The 16,917-nt window shown below is 67.2% G+C and carries 13 protein-coding genes; 5 read left to right on the top strand and 8 right to left on the bottom strand.

The window, feature by feature from the left end; translation table 11 throughout:
• The 3 genes from VLK61_RS18300 to VLK61_RS18290 form a co-directional block, all read right to left on the bottom strand.
• Positions 1-449 (bottom strand): polyphenol oxidase family protein (locus VLK61_RS18300; RefSeq protein ID WP_325423057.1); only part of this gene is annotated, 449 nt, incomplete at its 3' end.
• On the bottom strand, positions 439-1,071 hold the full coding sequence (gene maiA, locus VLK61_RS18295) for a maleylacetoacetate isomerase (RefSeq protein WP_325423056.1): 633 nt from the start codon (positions 1,069-1,071) through the stop codon (positions 439-441). The genes maiA and VLK61_RS18300, both read right to left, overlap by 11 nt.
• Before the next feature lie 4 nt (positions 1,072-1,075).
• Entirely contained in the window at positions 1,076-1,768 is a 693-nt protein-coding gene (locus VLK61_RS18290) for a fumarylacetoacetate hydrolase family protein (protein ID WP_325423055.1), read from the bottom strand.
• 89 nt (positions 1,769-1,857) lie between these two features.
• Between VLK61_RS18290 and VLK61_RS18285 the strand changes: the two genes are divergently transcribed.
• Positions 1,858-2,406 (top strand): NUDIX hydrolase, encoded by a 549-nt coding sequence (locus tag VLK61_RS18285; RefSeq protein ID WP_325423054.1) that lies wholly within the window; start codon positions 1,858-1,860, stop codon positions 2,404-2,406.
• 8 nt (positions 2,407-2,414) lie between these two features.
• Here VLK61_RS18285 and VLK61_RS18280 read toward each other — a convergent pair whose 3' ends face one another.
• The 5 genes from VLK61_RS18280 to aceE all read right to left on the bottom strand — a co-directional run bounded on the left by VLK61_RS18280 (position 2,415) and on the right by aceE (position 11,337).
• Positions 2,415-4,463 (bottom strand): EAL domain-containing protein, encoded by a 2,049-nt coding sequence (locus tag VLK61_RS18280; protein ID WP_325423053.1) that lies wholly within the window; start codon positions 4,461-4,463, stop codon positions 2,415-2,417.
• A gap of 106 nt (positions 4,464-4,569) precedes the next feature.
• Positions 4,570-6,336 (bottom strand): dihydrolipoyl dehydrogenase, encoded by a 1,767-nt coding sequence (gene lpdA / locus VLK61_RS18275; protein WP_325423052.1) that lies wholly within the window; start codon positions 6,334-6,336, stop codon positions 4,570-4,572.
• 1 nt (position 6,337) lies between these two features.
• Positions 6,338-6,913, bottom strand: a complete 576-nt coding sequence (locus tag VLK61_RS18270) for an MFS transporter (protein ID WP_325423051.1) — start codon at positions 6,911-6,913, stop codon at positions 6,338-6,340.
• A 10-nt stretch (positions 6,914-6,923) separates the two neighbouring features.
• Positions 6,924-8,597, bottom strand: a complete 1,674-nt coding sequence (gene aceF, locus VLK61_RS18265; protein WP_325423050.1) for a dihydrolipoyllysine-residue acetyltransferase — start codon at positions 8,595-8,597, stop codon at positions 6,924-6,926.
• 25 nt (positions 8,598-8,622) lie between these two features.
• Positions 8,623-11,337 (bottom strand): pyruvate dehydrogenase (acetyl-transferring), homodimeric type, encoded by a 2,715-nt coding sequence (aceE, locus tag VLK61_RS18260; protein WP_325423049.1) that lies wholly within the window; start codon positions 11,335-11,337, stop codon positions 8,623-8,625.
• A gap of 168 nt (positions 11,338-11,505) precedes the next feature.
• On the opposite strand from aceE, the gene VLK61_RS18255 reads away from it, so the two are divergent.
• From VLK61_RS18255 to VLK61_RS18240, 4 genes are all read left to right on the top strand, one after another.
• Positions 11,506-14,079, top strand: a complete 2,574-nt coding sequence (locus tag VLK61_RS18255) for a PAS domain S-box protein (protein ID WP_414636829.1) — start codon at positions 11,506-11,508, stop codon at positions 14,077-14,079.
• A complete protein-coding gene (locus VLK61_RS18250; RefSeq protein WP_325423047.1) occupies positions 14,076-14,702 on the top strand; it encodes a response regulator transcription factor in 627 nt (208 codons plus the stop codon). The genes VLK61_RS18255 and VLK61_RS18250 overlap by 4 nt, the downstream gene beginning before the upstream one ends.
• Positions 14,703-14,794: 92 nt before the next feature.
• The gene (folD, locus tag VLK61_RS18245) at positions 14,795-15,643 is read left to right on the top strand and encodes a bifunctional methylenetetrahydrofolate dehydrogenase/methenyltetrahydrofolate cyclohydrolase FolD (protein ID WP_325423046.1); all 849 of its coding nucleotides are present in this window, start codon (positions 14,795-14,797) and stop codon (positions 15,641-15,643) included.
• A gap of 50 nt (positions 15,644-15,693) precedes the next feature.
• Positions 15,694-16,917, top strand: a 1,224-nt coding sequence (locus VLK61_RS18240; protein ID WP_325423045.1) for a M3 family metallopeptidase, incomplete at its 3' end; no start/stop codon positions are given.

Genomic DNA, 16,917 nt, shown 5'->3' with positions numbered 1-16,917 from the left:
CCCGCCGCCAAGCCGCGCCAACCGGCATGCGCGGCACCGACCGCCCGGCCGTCGCGGCTGCACAACAGCACCGGCAGGCAATCGGCCACCAGCACGGTGCAGGCCAGGCCGGGCGTGGTGCTGACGCTCGCGTCGGCGCGGTGCAAGGGCAGCCCCGCCGCCAGGTCCTGCGGGCCTAGATGGACCACCCGCGCACCGTGCACCTGGTCCAGGTAGACCGGCGTGGCACCCAGCGCCTGGGCAAACCGGCGCTGGTTCTCCACCACCGCCAGGCGGTCATCGACCGCGTCACCGGGCAGTTCCGGCGGCCGCAGGTTCAGGCTGTCGAAGGGCGCCCGGCTGACGCCGCCGATCCGGCTGCTCATCAAGGCCGCGACGCTGGCCGGCGCGTCCCATTCGGGCCGCAAGGCCGCGGCCCGCAGCGCGTCGATCGCCGCGTCAGCTGGCATCCGGGCAGGCCGAAGGCTGGGTCTTCGCGAACGCGTCCAGCTGCATGCAGGCCTCGAACACGCGCATCACGTTCGGCACATGGTCGACGCGGCAATTGAAACGCTGCGCATTGAAGATCTGCGGCACCAGCACGCAGTCGGCCATGGTCGGCGAGTCACCATGGCAATAGCGCGCAGGTGCAGTGGCCAGCTGGCGCTCGACGGTCTCCAGGCCGGTCTCGACCCAGTGGCGGTACCAGCGATCTTTTTCCTCTTCGGCGATCTTCATCGGCCCGACCAAGTAACGCAGCACGCGCAGGTTGTTCAGCGGATGGATCTCGCAGGCAATGTCCAGCGACAGCGTGCGCACCCGCGCGCGGCCCAGTGCGTCGGCCGGCATCAGCGGCGGCTGCGGATGGGTTTCGTCGAGGTACTCGATGATGGCCATCGACTGCGTGACGATCGCATCGCCGTCCTTCAGCAAGGGCACCAGCCGCGAGGCCGAAACCGACGCATACGACTCACCGAGCTGCTCGTTCTTGACCAGGTGCACCGGCAGGTAGTCGTAGTCCAGGCCCTTCAGCGCCAGCGCAATGCGCACGCGGAACGACGCTGAAGAACGGAAGTAGTTGTAGAGCTTCATCACGTCACCGGATCGCCACACGCAGCGTGCCCAGCCCCGCGACTGTGCCTTCCAGCACATCACCGCTGACCACCGCGCCCACGCCCGCCGGCGTGCCGGTGAAGATCAGGTCGCCCGGCTGCAGTGCCCATGCCTGCGACAGCGTCTCGATCGTCTCGTTGACGTTCCAGATCAGCTCACTCAGGTCGCCCTTCTGCCGTTGCGCGCCGTTGACCGACAGCGTGATGGCGCCACGGGTCAGCTCACCGGTCTTGGTGATCGGGTGCACCGGCCCGATCGGCGCCGATTGGTCGAAGCCCTTGCCAATGCACCAGGGCCGGCCCTGCTTCTTCATCTCGCCCTGCAGGTCGCGGCGCGTCATGTCCAGGCCGATGGCATAGCCCCAGATGTGCTTGGGCGCATCAGCCGCAGCAATGCTGCGGCCGCCGGTGCCGATGGCCACCACGAGTTCGATCTCGTGGTGCAGGTTCTTCGTCAGTGGCGGGTAGTCCATCTCGCCGGTGGCGCCGTCGGCCACGGCCAGCACCGCATCGGCCGGCTTCAGGAAAAAGAACGGCGGCTCGCGGCCGGTGAAGCCCATCTCCTGCGCATGCTCGGCGTAGTTGCGGCCGACGCAGTAGATGCGGGTGACGGGGAACTCGCCGCCGCCGACAACGGGCACGGCAGCAGGACGCGGCGGGGTGATCACGAAACTCATGGCAACAGGCTCCGGCGGATGCGTTTGAACGCGGCTTGAAACGGGGTCAACGATGATGCCACGCCCTGCCCGCTACACTTTCGGCCACCATGCTGCAGACCCGCCTCATCAAGCATTGCCGCCAGTGCGGAACCGCCGTGGCCTATCGCATGCCGGATGACGACAACCGTGAACGTGCGGTGTGCCCGTCCTGCACGACGGTCCACTACGAAAACCCGCTGAATGTCGTCGGCACGCTGCCGGTGTGGGGCGAGCAGGTGCTGCTGTGCCGCCGCGCGATCGAGCCGCGCCATGGGCTGTGGACCCTGCCCGCTGGCTTCATGGAGCTCGGCGAGACGGTGGCCGATGGTGCCTTGCGCGAGACCGTCGAAGAAGCCGGCGCGAAGGTCGAGCTTCAGGGCCTGTTCACGCTGCTGAACGTGGTGCGCGTCGGCCAGGTGCATTTCTTCTACCGCGCCCGCATGCTCGACAACACGCTGGACCCCGGGCCTGAGACGCTGGAGGCGCGCCTCTTCCACGAGCATGACATCCCCTGGGACGAGATCGCGTTCCGCACCGTGCGCGCAACGCTGCAGCACTTCTTCGATTGCCGCCGGCAGGGCAACGACTACCCGCTGCACGTCGGCGACATCGGCTGAACGGCGGTTCAGCTGAACGCGGGCTCCGGATGCACGACCGGTCCGGTCGCGGCATCGAAGCCCAGTGACCACAGCAGCAGCAGATCCGCCTCGCGGGTCACGCCTTCGGCGGTGATCGACAGCCCAACGCTCTGCACCAGCTGCACCAAGCCGCGCAGGTAGCGCCGCGCATCGGTGGCAGCCGGGTCGGCCAGGCCCTGCACATAACGCGCATCGATGCGCACGCAATCCAGGCCCAGGTCCAGCAGGCGGTGGATGCGCGCCAGGCCATCGCCGCAATGTTCGAGACCGAGGTAGACGCCCAGCGGACGCCAGCGCCGCGCAGCCTCCTGCACCAGCGCGGGCCGGTCCAGCGCCAGCGTCTCCGGCAGGTCGATCCACAGCCGAGTCGCGGCCTGCGGTGCGGCTTCCAGCCGGCGTGAGATGGCGGCCATGAAGTCGCTGACACCCATCGATTGCGCGGCGATGTTGATGCAGCGCGCCTGGCCGTCGTTGTCGATGGCCTCAAGCGCCAGCTGCACCGCTCTCTCGTCCACCGCGGCGCACAGGCGCGCCCGTGCGGCCTGGGCCAGCCAGCGCACGGCGGGCTCATAGGCCCCGCCCGGCTCCAGTTGCACACGCATCGGGCAATCCAGGTGCAGCACGCGGCCGTCGGCCGTGCACACCGGAAAGCTGCCCAGCTCGACCCGGTCCTGCTCCAGCGCCAGCGACAGGCGCTGCTGCCACATCGCCTCGCCATACGGCGTGACGGTACGTTGCCCGGGTGCGTCCGAGCCGGGGTCGTGGATGCAGGCGGTGGAAAACGCCACCGCGGTTTCGGCACGGGCCAGCGCCTCGTCGGCCAGCGCCAGCACTTGCTGCACGGTGACGGCACCGCTCACTTCGACCGCGCCGACCGACACGCCGGCGGCTGCGTCGATGCTGATCAAGGGCAGGCGCAAGGCCTGCACCAGCGTTTGGGCGGTTTCTTCGGCCAGGCCTCCGACCGGCAGCACCAGCGCAAAGTCAGCACCGTTCAGCCGGCCGGCAAAGCAGCCGTCGCCGCGGTGCGGGTAGCTGTCCAGCGTCTGCGCCAGCGCCTGCAGCACATGGTCGGTGGCAGCATGGCCGATGCGGCGATTCATGCCCTGCAGATCTCGCACCCGCAGCAGCAGCAGGCCGAAGTGCGTTGGCGCGGCATCACCGGACAACAACTGCTCGAACTGCAGCAGGAAGTGGCGACGGGCCGGCAAGCCAGTCAGGCCATCGGCATGGGCCTGGCGGCGCCAGACTTCCAGCTGGGCCGACTGGTTGTCGAACACCGCCTGCAGACGATCCACCAGCAGATTCATGCTGCTGGCCAGGGGCTGCAGCTCGGGCAGCCCCGGCTCCTCCAGCCGCAGGTAGCGGCCATCGGCCAGCGCGTTGGCCTGCGCCACCGCATCGGCCAGCGCACGCCGCATCGCGCGCACGCGCCAGGCCGCGCCGGCCAGTACCAGCAGGCCCAGCAGGGCCAGCGCCAAGGCGGATTGCAGCAGGCCTTGCCACAGCGCATCCACCGCATCGGTGGTCTGGCCCTGGACCAGCACGTGCGCGCCGCGCAAACCGTCGGCCGTCGGGCGCAGCGTGGCCGTGGCGCCGGCCGGCGGCAAGGCCAGCAGTTCACGGTAGATTTCCGGTGCCCAGGCCGGGCGCACGTCGATGTGCTGCTGCCACAGAATGCGGCCCTCCGCATCCATCAGTTGCAAGCGGCTGAGCCGAGCGGCCGACAAATGTGCACCGAGCAGTGCGTCGCGCTGCGCCTGGGTGCTGACGGCCTCGGCACTCAGCGCCAGGGCGATCCAGCGGGCGCTTTCGGCATCATGGCGATCCATCTGGCGCAGCAAGGCGTCACGCGAGGCCCACTGCTGCACGGCCAGCGCCAGCAACAGACACAGCAGCACCACGCCGGCGAGCAGCCAGCGCATGCGCACATGCAGGGCCGGGCCCAGCGCCGAGGCATCGTGCTCAGCCATCCACGACGGCGCCCGGGTGGCCAGCGAAGAAGGCGCAGCAGTGAGATCAGGGGCGGTGGGCATGGCGTGGCAAGTCAGGAACGCGATGGGCGTTCCTGTCTCCGCTATCGACCCGCCGCCAGGGGACTTGAGGCGGCGTGTGTTTCAGCGCCGCCGTCCGACGCTCTGCCTACTTGCGCGTGGGCGGCAGGTCGGTGCAGGTGCCGTGCGCCACTTCCGCCGCCATGCCGATGCTTTCGCCCAGCGTCGGATGCGGGTGGATGGTCTTGCCGATGTCGACTTCGTCGGCGCCCATCTCGATGGCCAGCGCCACCTCGCCGATCATGTCGCCGGCATGCGTGCCGACGATGCCGCCGCCCAGGATGCGGTGGGTCTCGGCGTCGAACAGCAGCTTGGTGAAGCCTTCGTCGCGGCCGTTCGCGATGGCACGGCCCGAGGCGGTCCACGGGAACAGACCCTTCTTCACCGCGATGCCACGCGCCTTGGCCTCGTCTTCGGTCAGGCCGACCCAGGCCACTTCCGGATCGGTGTAGGCCACGCTGGGGATCACGCGGGCGTCGAACTGTGCCTTGCTGTCACCGGCGGCGACTTCGGCGGCCACATGGGCCTCGTGCACCGCCTTGTGCGCCAGCATCGGCTGGCCAACGATGTCGCCGATGGCGAAGATGTGCGGCACGTTGGTGCGCATCTGCACGTCGACCGGAATGAAGCCGCGGTCAGAGACCGTGACGCCGGCCTTGTCAGCACCGATGGTCTTGCCGTTCGGGCTGCGGCCCACCGCCTGCAGCACCAGGTCGTACAGGCCTTCGCTAGGCTTGCCGTCCAGGCCTTCGAACTTGACCTTGATGCCCTCGGCGGTGGCTTCGGCACCCACGGTCTTGGTCTTCAGCAGGATGTTGTCGAAGCGGCCGGCATTCATCTTCTGCCAGACCTTGACCAGGTCGCGGTCAGCGCCCTGCATCAGCCCATCCAGCATTTCGACGACATCGAGCCGCGCGCCCAGCGTCGAATACACCGTGCCCATTTCGAGCCCGATGATGCCGCCGCCGATGACCAGCATTTTCTTCGGCAGCTGGCGCAACTCCAGCGCACCGGTGCTGGTCATGATGCGCGGATCGTCCTTCGGCAGGAACGGCAGCTTCAGGGCCTGCGAGCCGGCGGCGATGATGCAATGCTTGAAGCGGATGGTTTGCGTCTTGCCATCGGCCATCGCCACCGACAGGTGGAAGGGGTCGGCGAACGCGCCGGTGCCCTGCACCACCGTGACCTTGCGCATCTTGGCCATGGCCGCGAGGCCGCCGGTCAGCTTGCCCACCACCTTGTTCTTGTGCGCCAGCAGCTTTCCGGCATCGATCGTCGGCGCGGCGAAAGTGACGCCGAGGTCGGCGAAGTGCGTGACTTCGTCCATCACCGACGCCACGTGCAGCAGCGCCTTCGACGGGATGCAGCCGACGTTCAGGCAGACACCACCCAGCGTGGCATAACGCTCGACCAGCACGGTCTTCAACCCCAGGTCGGCCGAGCGGAAGGCGGCCGAATAACCACCAGGCCCGGCACCGAGCACCAGCATGTCGCACTCGAGGTCGGCGCCGCCGGCGTAGCTGGCTGCGGCCGGCGCGACAGCGGGCGTGGCAGCGGGTGCCGCCGCCTTCGCGGCCGGTGGCGGCGCGACAGGCGCGGGCGCCGCTGCAGCCGCGCCGGCCGCTTCGAGCATCAGCAGCGGCATGCCCTCGTTGAGCTTGTCGCCCAGCGCGACCTTCAGCTCCTTGACGACGCCGGCAGCGCTGGAGGGAATCTCCATCGAGGCCTTGTCGGACTCCACCGTCACCAGGCTCTGCTCCAGCGCAACGGTGTCGCCGGGCTTGACCAGGATCTCGATCACCGCGACATCCTTGAAGTCGCCGATGTCCGGCACTTTCACTTCGATCAACGCCATGTCATGCCTCTTTCAATTTCATCGTGTGGGCCTTGATCGGCCCGGCGGAGTTCTTGTCGAATTCGCAGCCGGCGCGCACGCCGGCATCGGCCACTTCACGCGCCGTCTTGGCTTTGTCCCAGACCGCGAACATCGCGCCGAGTGCAAACGCGCGGCCCGAGCCGATGGCCCAGAAGCGGTCGAACTCGAACACCTCGCGGTAGGAGTAGACGCCGAAGATGCCGCTCACATTGGCGATCAGCACCGTGAACTGGCTGCTCTCGTAGGGGTCGGCATCTTCTTCCTTGGTGTTCAGGAAGTAGTGCTCCTTCAGCTTGGGGTGCAGCTTCAGGAAGGTGTCGAACACCTCGTCACGCGAGTGCAGCTTCAGCTCGTCGGCCGGCAGGCTGCCCAGCGCCTTGCGCAGCACCGGAAAGTGCGCGGTGGTGCCGGCCATGCCGATCCACGAGTCGCCGATGCGAAAGACCTTGTCGTTGGCCTCGTAGCCATGAGACAGGCGCGTGTCGCCGAAGGTCACCAGCGCATCGGCGGCAATCGCGACCTGCCCGTTCTTGCGGGCAACGCAGATCGTCGTCATCGCGACCGGGTCAGAGCAGCACGCGCCGGAAGTCGGCGAGGATCGAGCCCAGGTAGGCGTTGAAGCGCGCCGCCGCGGCGCCGTCGATCACGCGGTGGTCCCAGCTCAGGCTGAGCGGCAGGATCAGCCGCGGCATGAAGGCCTTGCCGTCCCAGCGCGGCTCGGTACTGCTCTTGCAGACACCCAGGATAGCGACTTCCGGCGCGTTGATGATCGGCGTGAAGTAGCGCCCGCCGATGCCGCCCAGCGAACTGATCGAGAAGCAGCCGCCGCTCATGTCGGCCGGGCCCAGCTTGCCGTCGCGGGCCTTCTTGGCCAGCTCGCTCATCTCCTGCGAGATTTGCAGCACGCCCTTCTTGTCGGCGTCCTTGATCACCGGCACCATCAGGCCGTTCGGCGTGTCCGCCGCGAAGCCGATGTGGAAGTAGTTCTTCAGCACGATCTGCTCACCGTCCAGCGAGGCATTGAACTCCGGGAACTTCTTCAGCGCGGCGACCGAGGCCTTGATCAGGAAGGCCAGCATCGTGACCTTGACGCCGGACTTCTCGTTCTCCTTGTTCAACTGCACGCGGAAGGCTTCGAGCTCGGTGATGTCGGCATCGTCGTGGTTCGTGACATGCGGGATCACGACCCAGTTGCGATGCAGGTTGGCACCCGAGATCTTCTTGATGCGCGACAGGTCCTTGCGCTCGACGGGCCCGAACTTCGTGAAGTCCACCTGCGGCCAGGGCAGCAGGCCGGGGAACGCACCGCCGCCGCTCGCCGCCGCCGCGGGGGCCTTGGCCTTTTGCGCCGAGGTCTGCACCGCGCCGGCCATCACGCCCTTGACGAATCCTTCGATGTCCTGCTGCGTGATGCGGCCCTTGGGTCCGCTGCCCTTGACCTCGTCCAGCGGCACGCCCAGCTCACGGGCGAACTTGCGGATCGACGGCGAGGCGTGCGGCAACGCGCCCTTCGGCGCGGCGGGTTCATGCGGTGGCAGCGCTGCGGTGGGCGGCGTGCGTTCGGCGGTCGCCACCGCGGCCACAGGGGCAGCCGCAGCCGGTGCTGACGCAGCGGCGGGTGTCGGGGCCGGAGCCGCCGCAGGCGCTGCCCCCACCGCTTCGACGATGGCCAGCAACGATCCCTTGGCCACCTTGTCGCCGACCTTGACCTTCAGCTCCTTCACGACACCGGCGTGCGAAGACGGGATCTCCATCGACGCCTTGTCGGACTCGACCGTGACCAGGCTCTGCTCGACCTTGACCGTGTCGCCGACCTTGACCATGACCTCGATCACCGCGACTTCGTCGAAGTCGCCGATGTCGGGCACGAGCACGTCCACCGGGGCGCTTGCCGCAGGCACGGCGGCCGGCGCTGCGGCCGCTGGAACGGGTGCAGCCACCGGCGCGGGTGCCGGAGCCGCCGCCGCGGCAGGCGCCGGTGCGGGCGCTGCAGCCGCGGCGCCCTCGGCTTCCAGCAGCAGCAGCACGGTGCCTTCGTTGAGCTTGTCGCCCAGCGCCACCTTCAGCTCCTTCACCGTGCCGGCCGTGCTCGACGGGATCTCCATCGAGGCCTTGTCACTCTCGACCGTGACCAGGCTTTGTTCGGCCTTCACCACATCACCGGGCTTGACCAGCACCTCGATGACGGCCACATCCTTGAAGTCGCCGATGTCCGGGACTTTGACTTCCACCAATGCCATGTTGATTGTCTCCGCGCTCTGGGGCTCAGGCGTACAGCGGGTTGATCTTGTCGACGTTGAGTTTGTACTTCGCGATCGCCTCGGCCACCTTGGCCATCGGCACGCTGCCTTCGTCGGCCAGCGACTTCAGGGCAGCCACGACGATGTAGTGTCGGTTGACTTCGAAGTGTTCGCGCAGCTTGCTGCGGAAATCGCTGCGACCGAAGCCATCGGTGCCCAGCACGCGGTAGCTGCGGCCCTTGGGCATGTGCGCGCGGATCTGCTCGCAGTAGTTCTTGATGTAGTCGGTGGAGGCGATCACCGGGCCGGCATGCGCGCCGAGCTGCTGCGCGACGAAAGGCACACGCGGCGTTTCGGTCGGGTGCAGCAGGTTCCAGCGCTCGGCGTCCTGGCCGTCGCGCGCCAGTTCGTTGAAGCTCGGGCAGCTCCAGACCTTGGCGGCCACGCCCCAGTCGGCTTCCAGCAGCTCCTTGGCGGCCATCGATTCGCGCAGGATGGTGCCCGAGCCCAGCAGGTTCACCACCGGCTGCTTGGCCTTGACCTTGGCGTCCTGCAGCAGGTACATGCCCTTGATGATCTGGCTCTCGGTGCCGGGCTGCAGGCCGGGCATCGGGTAGTTCTCGTTGAGCAGCGTGATGTAGTAGTAGACGTTGTCCTGCTGCTCGACCATGCGCTTCAGGCCGTGGTGCATGATCACCGCGACTTCGTGGGCGAAGCTCGGGTCGTAGCTGACGCAGTTCGGGATCGTGCCGGCCAGCACGTGACTGTGGCCGTCCTCATGCTGCAGGCCTTCGCCATTCAGCGTCGTGCGGCCGGAAGTGCCGCCGAGCAGGAAGCCGCGCGCCTGCATGTCGCCCGCCGCCCAGGCCAGATCGCCGATGCGCTGGAAGCCGAACATCGAGTAGTAGACGTAGAACGGAATCATGATGCGGTTGTTCGTCGAGTACGACGTCGCCGCGGCGATCCAGCTGCTCATGCCGCCGGGTTCGTTGATGCCTTCCTGCAGGATCTGGCCGTCCTTGGCCTCGCGGTAGTACATCACCTGGTCCTTGTCGACCGGCGTGTACTTCTGCCCTTCGGGGTTGTAGATGCCGATCTGGCGGAACAAGCCTTCCATGCCGAAGGTGCGCGCTTCGTCGACCAGGATCGGCACGGTGCGCGGGCCCAGCTGCTTGTCGCGCAGCAGCGTGGTCAGGAAGCGCACATAGGCCTGCGTGGTGCTGATCTCGCGGCCCTCGGCCGTCGGGTCCAGCACCGCCTGGAAGGCCGACAGCTCGGGCACCTGCAGCTGCTCGTCGGCCTTGGCGCGGCGGTGCGGCAGGTAGCCGCCCAGCGCCTTGCGGCGCTCGTGCAGGTAGCGCATTTCCGGCGTGTCGTCGGCCGGGCGGTAGAACGGAATGCCCTTGGCCAGCTCTTCGTCGCTGACGGGGATGTTGAAGCGGTCGCGCATCGCTTTGATGTCGTCGTCGGTCAGCTTCTTGGCCTGGTGCGCGGTGTTCTTGCCCTCGGCCGCCTTGCCCATGCCGAAGCCCTTGACGGTCTTGATCAGCATCACCGTCGGTTGCCCCTTGGTGCTGACCGCGCGGTGGTAGGCCGCATACACCTTCTGCGGATCGTGGCCGCCGCGCTGCAAACGCCAGATGTCCTCGTCGCTCATCTTGGCGACCATCTCCAGCGCCTTCGGATGCTGGCCGAAGAAGTGCTTGCGCACGAAGGCACCGTCGTTGGCCTTCATCGCCTGGTAGTCGCCGTCGACCGTGTCCATCATGATCTTGCGCAGGATGTGTTCCTTGTCGCGCGCCAGCAGCGGATCCCAGTAGCCGCCCCAGAGCAGCTTGATGACGTTCCAGCCCGAGCCACGGAATTCGCCTTCCAGTTCCTGGATGATCTTGCCGTTGCCGCGCACCGGGCCGTCCAGGCGCTGCAGGTTGCAGTTGATGACGAAGATCAGGTTGTCCAGCTTTTCGCGCGCGGCCAGGCCGATGGCGCCCAGCGATTCGGGCTCGTCCATCTCGCCGTCGCCACAGAAGACCCAGACCTTGCGGTTGCTGGTGTCGGCGATGCCGCGGGCATGCAGGTACTTCAGGAAGCGCGCCTGGTAGATCGCCATCAAGGGGCCCAGGCCCATCGAGACGGTGGGGAACTGCCAGAACTCGGGCATCAGCTTCGGGTGCGGGTAGCTCGACAGGCCCTTGCCGTCGACTTCCTGGCGGAAGTTCAGCAACTGCTCTTCGCTGATGCGGCCTTCCATGTACGCGCGGGCATACACGCCGGGCGCGCTGTGGCCCTGGATGTAGAGCAGGTCGCCACCGTGGCCTTCACTCTCGGCATGCCAGAAGTGGTTGAAGCCGGCGCCGAACATCGTCGCCAGCGAAGCGAAGGACGAGATGTGGCCGCCGAGGTCACCGCCATCGGCCGGGTCCAGCCGGTTGGCCTTGACCACCATGGCCATCGCGTTCCAGCGCATGTAGGCGCGCAGGCGCTCCTCGAACTCCAGGTTGCCGGGGCAGCGTTCTTCCTGGTCGGTCGGGATCGTGTTGACGTAGGCGGTGTTGGCCGAGAACGGCTGGTCGATGCCGGCTTGTCGGGCTTCGTCGATCAGCTGTTCCAGCAGGAAGTGGGCCCGTTCAGGGCCCTCGTTGGCGATGACGGCGTCGAGGGCTTCGAGCCACTCACGGGTTTCCTGCGCGTCGGCGTCGTTGGCGGCGGCACCGAGGAACGATTGGGGCACTGCGGACATGGTTTGTCTCCTTCATCCGAGGGGGTCTTGGGCGATCGGCGCGAAGTGTGACACAGAACATTCCAATTTCCAAATGGTGCGAGTTGATTTCGTATTGTGATAAGAATCACTCGATTACAGGGGCGGCACGCAGAGGGAGCCGCTCTGCGCACCGGGATAATCCGTGCCATGACTCCTTCCGATTCCCGCTCATCAGCGACCGGCTCCGTCCCCCTTGGCCGCCGCATGCTGGGCCGCTGGTGGCGCCGCCAGTCGCCGGCACGGCAGGACCGCTTCGCGACGCTGGCGCCGCTGGTGTCGGTGCTGCTGTTTCTGGCGGCCATCATTTCTGCGTTCTGGTACTTGCGCAACGAGGAAATCGAGCGGGAGTCCGAAGCCGTCAAACGTGATACCGAGATCGCGCAGCAGCAGATCCGCCTGCGCCTGATCGAGAACCAGGAACAGCTGGTGCGCATGGCGCGCGAGATCGTCACGCGCGAACTGGAGGCACCGAACTTCCTGGCGCAGGCCACGCGCTTCACGTCCGACCGGCCGGAGATCGTCTACCTCAGCTGGATCGGGGCGGACCGGCGCGTGCGCGCGCGCCAATCGAGCTTCGGCGAGCGTGATGAAGGCGCCGTACCGCCGAGCGCCGCGGCCTCATCGCCCGACGAGGCCGACTGGGCCTTCATCGCCGCGCGCGACGTGCGCCAGCCGATGTACTCGCGCCCGTTCAAGGACCCCAGCGGCGCCATGGTGTTCCAGCTGCACGTGCCGTTGCTGGACCGCGGCAGCTTCTCCGGCGCGCTGGTGGTCGAGTACTCGATCGACGTGCTGCTGCGCCACTTCGTGCCGACCGAGGTAACCCGCCGCCATGCCATTGCGGTGGTCGACGAACGCGAGCGGATCATCGCCAGTTCCGTCACCGGCATGCCGGGCCATACCCGACAGCCGGCCTCCATCGCGCACGACGTGCCCTTCGCGCCCGCCGCCAACGGCCTCGTGCTGCGCGGCACCGGCTACCGCACCTCCGTCGGCCTGATCGGCAACACCTTGTTCTGGATGGTCGTCGCGCTATCGGTGCTGACGGTGTGGATGCTGCTTGGTACCTGGCGCCACATGCGTCGGCGCAGTCAGATCCAGGGGGCGCTGGTCAAGGAGACCAACTTCCGCCGGGCGATGGAAAACTCCATGCTCACCGGCATGCGGGCGATGGACCTCGAAGGGCGCGTCACCTACATCAACCCGGCCTTCTGCGCGATGACCGGCTTCAGCGAGGCCGAGCTGATCGCCCGCCTGCCGCCCTACCCGTACTGGCCGCACGACCGCATCGACGAGAACTCGCGCCTGCTGCAGCAGGAACTGCAGGGCCGCAGCCCGGCCGGCGGCATCGAAGTGAAGGTGATGCGCAAGAACGGCACGTTGTTCGATGCGCGCATGTACGTCTCGCCGCTGGTCGATGCGCGGGGCCACCAGACGGGCTGGATGACTTCGATGACCAACATCACCGAGGCCAAGCGCATCCGCGACCAGCTGTCGGCCTCGCACGAGCGCTTCACCACCGTGCTGGAAGGCCTGGACGCGGCAGTGTCGGTGCTGTCGGTGCAGCAGAGTGAACTGCTGTTCGCCAACCGCTCGTACCGGCTGTGGTTCGGCGCCGATGCGCGCGGCCATGCGCTGCTGGCCTCGGGCGCCGGCCCGGCCGTGCCCTTCATCGCCGAGCCGGATGACGCGGTCGACGGCATGTCCGGCCTGCCGACGCAGGAACTCACCGGCATCGGCACCAATCCGCGCGAGGTCTACGCCCACACGCTGGACAAGTGGTTCGATGTGCGCTCCCGCTACCTGCAATGGACCGACGGCCGGCTGGCGCAGATGCTGATTGCCACCGACATCACCGGCCGCCGCCGCGCCGAGGAACAGGCAGCGCAGCAGGCCGAAAAGGCACAGGTCTCGAGCCGGCTGATCACGATGGGCGAAATGGCGTCGTCCGTCGCGCATGAGTTGAACCAGCCGCTGACCGCCATCACCAACTACTGCAGCGGCATGGTCTCGCGCGTGAAGGCCGAGACCATCCAGCAGGCCGATCTGATCGCGGCACTCGAGAAGACCGCGCGCCAGGCGGAACGTGCCGGGCAGATCATTCACCGCATCCGCGCCTTCGTGAAAAAGAGCGAGCCGCAGCGCCAGCCGGCGCAGGCCAAGGACATCGTCGAAGACGCCGTGGAGCTGGCCAGCATCGAGCTGCGCCGCCGTAACGTGGCGATTCACCACTACGTCGCGCAACGCCTGCCGCTGTTGCGCTGCGACCCGATCCTGATCGAGCAGGTGCTGCTGAACCTGCTTAAAAATGCGGCAGAGGCGATCGACAGCGCCAAGCTGCCGGCCGCCCGCCGGCACATCGAGCTGCGCGTGATCCCGCGCCACACGCCCGATGAAGGCGGCGTGATCGAGTTCAGCGTCACCGACATGGGCCCCGGCCTGCCCGAGGAAGTGATCAACCGGCTCTACGAAGCCTTCTTCTCGACCAAGGCCGAAGGCATGGGCATCGGACTCAGCTTGTGCCGGTCCATCGTCGAGTCCCACCGGGGGCGGATCAAGGCGCAGAACATCTACAATGGCGCCTCTGTTGCGGGGTGCCGGTTTGCCTTCACCCTGCCCGTCGAAACCACAGCGCGGCACGAGGAGACAACGCTGCCACCACCTCACCGTGTTGCAGTGTCCGACGCCGACGCCAGCCCAGCCGTCAAAACATCCCCATGAGCCTGATCCCGAAAAAAGGCACGGTGTACGTCGTCGACGATGACGAGGCCGTGCGTGATTCCCTGCAATGGTTGCTGGAAGGCAAGGACTACCGCGTCAAGTGTTTCGACTCGGCCGAGAGTTTTCTCTCGCGCTTCGACCCGCGTGAAGTAGCCTGCCTGATCGCCGACATCCGCATGGAAGGCATGAGCGGCCTGGAGTTGCAAGACCGCCTGCTCGAGCGCAAGAGCCCGCTGCCGGTGGTCTTCATCACCGGCCATGGCGATGTGCCGATGGCCGTGACGACGATGAAGAAGGGCGCGATGGACTTCATCGAGAAGCCCTTCAAGGAAGACGACCTGCTGGGCCTGGTCGAGCGCATGCTCGACTCAGCCCGCGCCGCCTTCAGCCAGCACCAGGAGCAGGCCAGCCGCGACGCGCTGCTCTCGCGCCTGACCACGCGCGAAGCGCAGGTGCTGGAGCGCATCGTCGCCGGCCGGCTGAACAAGCAGATCGCCGACGACCTGGGCATCAGCATCAAGACGGTGGAGGCGCACCGCGCCAACATCATGGAAAAACTCAACGCCAACACCGTGGCCGACTTGCTGAAGATCGCGCTGGGCGCGAATACTGCGAAAGCCTGAATCACCGCCTGACCACCGAGGCCGCTGTTCACAGCGGCCTCTTGCATTTCTGCCGCTGTTCGTGAGCGGCCTGTTGCATTCTGGAGATCCCCATGACCGCCCAACTGATCGACGGCACCGCGCTTTCAAGACAAATCCGCGCCGAGGTGGCCGCCCGCGCACAGGCCCTGGCCGCACGCGGCGTGAAACCCGGCCTGGCGGTGATCCTGGTCGGTGAGGACCCCGCGTCGGCCGTCTATGTGCGCAACAAGGTCAAGGCCTGCCAGGAGCATGGCCTGCACTCGGTGTTCGAGAAATACGATGCCGCGCTGAGCGAAGCTGATCTGCTGGCACGCATCGAAGCACTGAACGGCGACCCCGCCGTCCACGGCATCCTGGTGCAAATGCCGCTGCCCAAGCACATCAACCCGCAGCGCGTGATCGAGACGATTTCGACGCGCAAGGACGTCGACGGCTACTCGGTGCAGAGCGCCGGCGACCTGATGGCCGGCCTGCCCGGGTTTCGTCCGTGCACGCCCTATGGCTGCATGAAGCTGATCGAAAGCACCGGCGTGCCGCTGAAGGGCAAGCATGCGGTGGTCATCGGCCGCAGCAACACCGTGGGCAAGCCGATGGCCTTGCTGCTGCTGCAGGCCAATGCGACGGTGACGGTGTGCCACAGCGCCACGGCGGACATCGGCCATCACACACGCCAGGCCGATGTGGTGGTGGTGGCCGTCGGCCGCCGCAACACGCTGACGGCCGACATGGTCAAGCCCGGCGCGGTCGTCATCGACGTGGGCATGAACCGCAATGACGAAGGCAAGTTGTGTGGCGACGTCGACTTCGCCGCCGTGAAGGATGTTGCCGGCTGGATTACCCCGGTTCCGGGAGGTGTCGGGCCAATGACCATCACGATGCTGCTGGTCAATACTGTGGAGGCGGCAGAACGCGCCGCTTGAACTGACGCCACCCGCACCCAAGTTCGCTCACGAGGCGAAGCCCACCGCACATGACCAATCCCCTGCTGCAAGCCGATGGGCTGCCGGCCTTTGCCGACATCCGTCCCGAACACATCAACCCGGCGCTGGACGTGCTGCTGCCGGCTGCCGAAGCCGCGCTCGAGCAGGCCGTCAGCGACGCCGTGCCGGCCGACTACGGCGCGCTGTCGCAGGTGCTGGACGTGCCGCTGGAGCGGCTGTCGCGAGCCTGGAGCGCCGTCGGCCACCTGAACGCCGTGGCCGACACGCCGGCACTGCGCGCGGCCTACAACGAGAACCTGGGCCGCATCACCGAATTCCACACCCGTCTCGGTGCCGATGAACGGCTGTACGCCAAGTACAAGGCCGTCGCCGGCAGCCCGGCGGCGAAGCACTTGAGCCCGGCCCGCCAGCGCGCACTGGCCAATGCGATGCGCGACTTCGTGCTGAGCGGCGCCGAGCTGCAGGGCGAAGCCAAGACGCGCTTCGCGGCGATCCAGGAACGCAGCGCCGAAGCCGCGCAGCAGTTCTCCGAGCATGTGCTGGATGCCACCGACCAGTTCGCGTGTTATGTCGAAGCCGAACGACTCGCCGGCGTGCCGGACGACACCGTGCAAGCCACCCGCGAGGCCGCGGCCGCAGAGTCGAAGTCCGGCCACAAGCTCACGCTGCACATGCCGGTGTGGATGCCGGTGATGCAGTACGCGCAGGACCGGGCCTTGCGCGAGCAGCTGTACCGCGCCTATGTCACGCGCGCCAGCGAATTCGGCCCGACCGAGCGCGACAACAGCGCGCTGATGCGCGAACTGTTGCAGCTGCGCCAGGAAGAAGCCGCACTGCTGGGCTACCCGAGCTACGCGCAGCTGTCGCTGGTGCCGAAAATGGCCGAGTCACCGGCCCAGGTGACCGAGTTCCTGCGCGACCTGGCGCAGCGCGCCAGGCCTTACGCCGAACGCGACCTGGCCGAGCTGAAGGCCTTTGCCGCCGCGCAGCTGGGCCTGGCCGAGGTGCTGCCCTGGGACGTCTACTACGTCTCCGAGAAGCTGAAGGAAGCGCAATACGCCTTCAGCGAGCAGGAGGTCAAGCAGTACTTCACCGAGCCGCGCGTTCTCGACGGCCTGTTCAACATCATCCAGACGCTGTTCGACGTGACGATCCGGCCCGATACGGCGCCGGTCTGGCACGACAGCGTGCGCTTCTACCGCATCGAACGCAGTCGGGCGAACGGCGCCGGCCCGCAGCTGATCGGCCAGTTC

This window comes from Aquabacterium sp., from assembly GCF_035476535.1.
In the GTDB taxonomy this organism is placed as follows: domain Bacteria; phylum Pseudomonadota; class Gammaproteobacteria; order Burkholderiales; family Burkholderiaceae_C; genus Pseudaquabacterium.
This window is presented reverse-complemented; position numbering and strand designations above follow the sequence as displayed.